Origin of the sequence: Winogradskyella sp. (assembly GCF_013213975.1) — a bacterium.
GTDB lineage: Bacteria > Bacteroidota > Bacteroidia > Flavobacteriales > Flavobacteriaceae > Winogradskyella.
Genome location: NZ_JABSST010000119.1, coordinates 1 through 6,232, shown reverse-complemented (window position 1 = coordinate 6,232; position 6,232 = coordinate 1). Strand labels below are relative to the sequence as shown.

General features: G+C 35.6%; 5 protein-coding genes. 1 reads left to right on the top strand and 4 read right to left on the bottom strand.

Annotation, left to right across the window (positions count from 1 at the left end; all coding sequences use genetic code 11):
* A partial coding sequence (locus tag HRU49_RS13780) for a T9SS type A sorting domain-containing protein (protein WP_296358157.1) occupies positions 1 to 2,010 on the top strand: 2,010 nt, incomplete at its 5' end.
* 84 nt (positions 2,011 to 2,094) lie between these two features.
* On the opposite strand, the gene HRU49_RS13775 is transcribed toward HRU49_RS13780, so the two are convergent.
* From HRU49_RS13775 to HRU49_RS13760, 4 genes are all read right to left on the bottom strand, one after another.
* On the bottom strand, positions 2,095 to 3,474 hold the full coding sequence (locus HRU49_RS13775) for a nucleotide sugar dehydrogenase (RefSeq protein ID WP_296358155.1): 1,380 nt from the start codon (positions 3,472 to 3,474) through the stop codon (positions 2,095 to 2,097).
* A gap of 155 nt (positions 3,475 to 3,629) precedes the next feature.
* Positions 3,630 to 4,652 carry an NAD-dependent epimerase gene (locus HRU49_RS13770; protein ID WP_296358153.1) on the bottom strand — a complete coding sequence of 341 codons (1,023 nt, stop codon included), beginning with the start codon at positions 4,650 to 4,652 and terminating at the stop codon, positions 3,630 to 3,632.
* An 81-nt stretch (positions 4,653 to 4,733) separates the two neighbouring features.
* On the bottom strand, positions 4,734 to 5,111 hold the full coding sequence (locus HRU49_RS13765) for a hypothetical protein (protein WP_296358150.1): 378 nt from the start codon (positions 5,109 to 5,111) through the stop codon (positions 4,734 to 4,736).
* A gap of 12 nt (positions 5,112 to 5,123) precedes the next feature.
* Positions 5,124 to 6,232, bottom strand: a 1,109-nt coding sequence (locus tag HRU49_RS13760; RefSeq protein WP_296358148.1) for an alanine dehydrogenase, incomplete at its 5' end; no start/stop codon positions are given.

Here is a 6,232-nt window from a genome sequence, read left to right as displayed (position 1 = left end):
TTGCCCGTAGCAAATGCAGGTCCAGATCAAGATATATGTCAAGGAGAATCAATAATCTTAACTGCATCTGGTGGTCCAAATATTTTATGGGAAAATGGTGAAACTACAGCATCTATTGAGGTTAGTCCATTAGAAACAACCACATATACAGTTTCTGTTTACGACAATGAAGGTAATTTCGATGAAGACAGTGTGATTGTAACTGTAAATGCAATTCCAGTTGCCGAAGCTGGTGACGATAACACGATATGTGAAGGAGAAACTATTACGCTTACCGCAAGCGGTGGTACATCGTATTTATGGAGTAATGGGGAAACCACAGCCTCCATACAAGTCAGTCCTTCAATAGACACGATTTATGATGTAGAAGTAACAACCAATAATTGTTCAAGTACAGACAGTGTAACCATTTTTGTTAATGATGCCCCAGATTTGACCGTTAGCGAGGACATCGTTTTGGTTGAAGGTAATTCAACAATTTTAAATGTTAGTGGTAGTGATAATTATTTATGGAGTACAGGTGAAACAAGCTCTGAGATTACTGTAGCACCTCTAGTAACTACAAGTTATTCCGTAACATCAATTGGACCTAACGGGTGTTCTACAACAATAGATATAATCGTCACCGTTATTCCAGAAGTAGTTGCAAATGCGGGTCCTGATGAAACTATCTGTAGTAATGATGATATTATATTAACAGCAACTGGTGGATCTACATATTTATGGAGTACAGGAGTAACAACAGCTCAAATTGTAGTGAGTCCACAACAAACAACTACATATACAGTTACAGTTACAGATGATTATGGTTTTTCTGATACAGATAGTGTTACAGTTACAGTCAACGAAACGCCTAGTATTACAGTTAGCGAGGATGTTTTTATGATTGAAGGTGAATCAACGACTTTAAGTGCTTTTGGAGGTGATAATTATTTGTGGAGTACCGGTGAAACCTCTTCGTCAATCACCGTTTCGCCAACTGAAACAACAACATATACGGTTACGTCTTCTGGAAGCACAGGATGTTCTGCCACACAACAAATTACGGTAACTGTTGAACCACTTTTTATTGCATTTGCTGGTGAGGATAGGAATGTCTGTGAAAATGACACCTATGAAGTTGAGTTAACGGCTAATTTAGGAGATTCTTATTTATGGAGTACTGGTGAAACTACTCAAAGTATAGTAGTGAGCCCGCTTTCAACAACTACTTATACTGTCACCATTACTTCAGGATTTCAAGAAGATATAGATGATGTAACTGTTTATGTAGATCCTAACCCGAACGTTGTAATTATGAATGGTGACTATGTTAACATTATGAGTGGGGATTTTGTAACTTTAAGTGCTACTGGTGCAAATTCATATGAATGGAACAATGGTGCAACTCAACCAAATATTGCTGTTAGTCCCTCTCAAACAACGACTTACGAGGTGAGGGGGTATATAAATGATTGTTATGATGAAAAGCAAGTAATTGTTAATATAATTCCAGAAGTTGAAGCTAATGCTGGCGAAGATGTTGAAATTTGCTTAGGTGAAATAGTGACATTAACAGCAACTGGTGGTGACGATTATGAATGGAGTACAGGGGAATCTACACAATCCATCCAAGTTTCTCCAGATACCACAACAGCATATACTGTTACTGTATTTAACGCTTTAGATTTTGATGAAGATTCCGTTATTGTTTTTGTAGATGATAATTGTGAAGATAATACGGTTGAGCAACCAGAAACTCCTGATAGTTCTGGAGATTTTAGTTTTGATGTTTTTCCTAATCCGGCGGTAAACCAAGTCAATATTAGACTTTCAGGATCTGTTGCATTAAGTAGAATTTATTTATATGATATAACAGGTAAGCTTATGTACTCTAAAATTATTTCGAATGACGATTTAAGTGTATCAACTGTGAGAACTATTGATGTAAGTGCATTTAATCCTGGAATGTATTACGTTAAAATGGTAGATGTCAACCGCGAGATATCCAAAAAATTAATTATAAAATAAAAGTTAGTTTTTTCTATTAATAAGAACGGCACTAAATCTATATCATAGCGTTTAGTACCGTTTGTTTATTTATATGGGTTTGTTTTATTTACCTATCGAAGAATATTCAAAACCAATCTTTTCAATCTCATTTTTATCTAGGATATTTCGACCATCAAAAATGAATGCTGGTTTCTTCATTGAGTCAAATATTCTTTTCCAGTTATATGATTTAAATTCGTCCCATTCCGTCATGATTGCAATGGCATGAGCGTCTTTAACGGCGTCATAAGGGTCATTATAGGTCGATACAAGGTCTTTATTCTTAGAATCTGAACGCGTTTCAAGATAATTCAAATCGGCATAAACTTTCTTTGCTGGCACTTTAGGATCATAAACTGCAATATTGGCCTGCTCACTTAACAAATGGTCTGCTACATATATCGCTGCAGATTCTCTTGTGTCGTTGGTGTCTTTTTTAAAAGCCCAACCAAGCATTGCTATTTTTTTACCAGAAACTGTATTGTATAGTGCACTTATTAAGTTATCAGAAAAGCGTCTTTTTTGATGATCGTTAAGAATTATAACTTGCTCCCAGTAGTCAGCAACAGCATTTAACCCGTAACTTCTTGCGATGTAGACAAGGTTAAGAATATCTTTTTGAAAGCAAGAACCTCCAAATCCAATAGATGCATTCAAAAACTTTGACCCAATTCTAGAATCCATCCCAATCGCTCTTGCTACTTCTGTTACATCAGCTTCGGTATGTTCACATAGTTCTGATATTGCATTGATTGAGCTGATACGTTGTGCTAAGAATGCATTTGCTGTTAACTTAGATAGTTCAGACGACCAAACATTGGTTCTTAATATTTTGTCTTGATTTACCCAGCTTCCGTAAATATTTGCTAAACTTTCAATAGCAGATTCAGACTCACCGCCAATTAAAACTCTATCAGGATGCAATAAGTCTTGTATTGCGGTTCCTTCTGCAAGAAATTCTGGATTTGACAATATTTCAAAATTAACATCACTACCTGTATTATGAAGTATACTCTTGATAGCCTGTGCGGTTCTTACAGGTAATGTAGATTTTTCAACAACGATCTTATCTGTAGTAGCAACTTCGGCTATATTCCTTGCGCATAATTCGACGTATTTTAAATCGGCTGCCATACCTTTTCCTTTCCCATAAGTCTTTGTAGGAGTGTTAACTGAAATAAAGATCATTTCAGATTCCTTTATAGCTTTGTCAATTTCAGTAGAAAAGAATAGATTTCTTCCTCTGGTTTCTGCAACTATTTCTGCTAAGCCAGGCTCATATATTGGTAATTTAGATACATCCTCATCATTCCATGCGGCTATACGCTCTGCATTAATATCGACAATGGTAACTTCTATGTTTGGATTTTTCTTTGCAATTACTGCCATAGTTGGTCCACCAACATATCCAGCACCAATACAACATATCTTATTTATCTTCATAGTTTTAAGTTTATTTGACTTGGGTTATTTTCTTTAAGGATCACAAATTTGTGAGAACTATTCGGTTTCTTCTAAATTAATATATTAACTACATGTTTTAACGACAAAATTCATACTCTTTCAAAGATGAGCATAATAATTCGGTGTATTACAAGTTATCTCTTATAGTATTCTTTATACCATTGAACAAAGGACTTTACTCCTTCGTTTATGCTTGTATTTGGGTGGTAATCATAGTCCTTTATTAGCTGATCTACATCTGCCCAGGTGCGTTCGACATCACCTGGCTGAATTGGCATCATATTTTTATCCGCAGTCGTATTAAGGTTGATTTCAATTTCTTTAATAAAATCAAGGAGTTTTACAGAATTGTTATTTCCAATATTATACACCTTGTAAAGTTCTGAATTGTCATGTCTTGCATCTACAGATTTCTCAATTATTCTAACCACCCCTTCAACAATATCATCGACGTAGGTAAAGTCACGTTCCATCTTTCCATGGTTAAACACTTTAATTGGTCTGTTATTCACAATAGCATCCGTAAATAAAAACATCGCCATATCTGGCCGTCCCCAAGGGCCGTAAACAGTAAAGAATCGCAAGCCTGTGGTAGGAATATTAAATAAATGGCTATACGTATGTGCCATTAATTCATTACTCTTTTTTGTAGCTGCATACAAACTAATAGGATGGTCTACATTATCATCTGTTGAGAATGGAATTTTTTTATTTAAGCCATAAACACTAGAACTACTGGCGTATACTAAGTGCTTAATGGCGTTATTTCTGCAACATTCTAAGATATTTAAAAATCCAACTAAATTAGAGTCGATATATGTTTCTGGATTTTCAAGACTGTATCGCACTCCAGCCTGAGCCGCTAAATTACATACAATATCAAACTTTTCGTTTTCAAACAATTTCGGAAGTTCTTCGCGATCCTCTAGGTTCATTCTAATAAAAGAGAAGCCTTCTAAAGTACTGTTGCACTTCTTATTAAATACCTCAGCATCCTTGCGGTTAATTCCAAGTTCTTCGAGTCTCGAATATTTGAGATTAACATCGTAGTAATCGTTAATATTATCTAATCCTACAACGTTATGACCTTTTTCTAATAGAACTTTGCAGGTAAAAAAACCAATAAAACCAGCTGCTCCAGTTACTAATACATTCATATTTTAGGAATATTGAAATAATTTGACATCAAAGATGACCATTTAATTTGAAGACTCTAAATTTTAAGACTAAAAAGTCATCTAAGGATTAAGAAAATTAATGCTTAAAACGGTAGCTATGGAATCACAATTTTCTATGCGTAGTTCCATGTCTCTATTTTTATATGAATTATCGATGTGGTAAATTTTACATGCTGTTCGCTTGGTATCACTTTTTGAGAAATCAACACTACCATATTTGATAAGATTTACAATAGTAGTAGCATCTAAAGCATTTTGTTTTATAAAATTTGACGCTTCTGCGGAGTGAGCAATAGTTTTAGAACTAATATTCTTCACAGTTCTGGCGTTTGGCCCATAGTCACACGATGCATCCTTGCCATTTAAGAAAAACATTAAAATAATTAAACCAATGGCAAAGCCGCTAAGATAATAAGCTAAGCGCTGTGTAAACTTCATAAAATCAATACATTAAAATATCAAAAGGTTGGCATCATTATAGTCTAAACCAAACCATTCTGCAACAGACTTGTTGGTTAGAATACCATGGTAAAAATACAACCCATTTTTTAATCCACGGTCAAAACGAAGTGCATTTTCTAAACCACCATGCTCGCCAATTTCTAGTAAATATGGCGTAAAAATATTACTTATTGAGACTGAAGCTGTTCTAGAATAACGTGCTGGAATATTTGGTACACAATAGTGGGTAACACCATTATATTCAAAGGTAGGATGATCATGCGTAGTGACTTCACTGGTTTCAAAGCAACCTCCCATATCAATACTTACATCTATAATAACAGAACCACGCTTCATATGATCTACCATCGTTTCAGTTACCACAACAGGTGCTCTGTCTGTTCCTCTTACCGCACCAATGGCAACATCGCAACGTTTTAAAGCTTTTAATAAATTTTTAGGTTGCATGGTAGAGGTGTAAACGGTGCGTCCAAGATGATTTTGAATGCATCGCAATTTAGTTATAGAACTATCAAATACTTTTACATTAGCGCCAAGGCCAATAGCTGATCGTGCTGCAAATTCACCAACGGTTCCAGCGCCTAAGATTAGTACTTCTGTAGGCGGTACACCATTAATATTTCCAAGCATTAAGCCATTTCCACCATTAACGTTAGAAAGTAATTCAGAAGCAATTAATATTGAGGCTGTTCCGGCAATTTCGCTAAGAGATCTTACCGCAGGATAGGCACCATCCTCATCTTTGATGTACTCAAAGGCTAAAGCCGTAATTCGTTTTTTGGCAAGCGCCTCAAAATACGATTTCCCTTGTGTCTTAATTTGTAAGGCAGAAATTAAAATGGTTTGTGGATTTATTAAGGAGATCTCTTCAAGAGAAGGAGGTTCAACCTTTAGAATCATTGGGCAGGAGTAGACCTTGGCTGTATCCTTGGTAACTTCTGCTCCAGCTTCACTATAATCTTTATCCTTAAAATTAGCACCTTCGCCAGCTCCAGATTCTAACAATACGCGATGACCATTTGCTGTTAATGCCGATACGGCATCTGGAGTTAAACATACACGCTTTTCTTGAAAATGGGTTTCTTTAGGTATGCCAA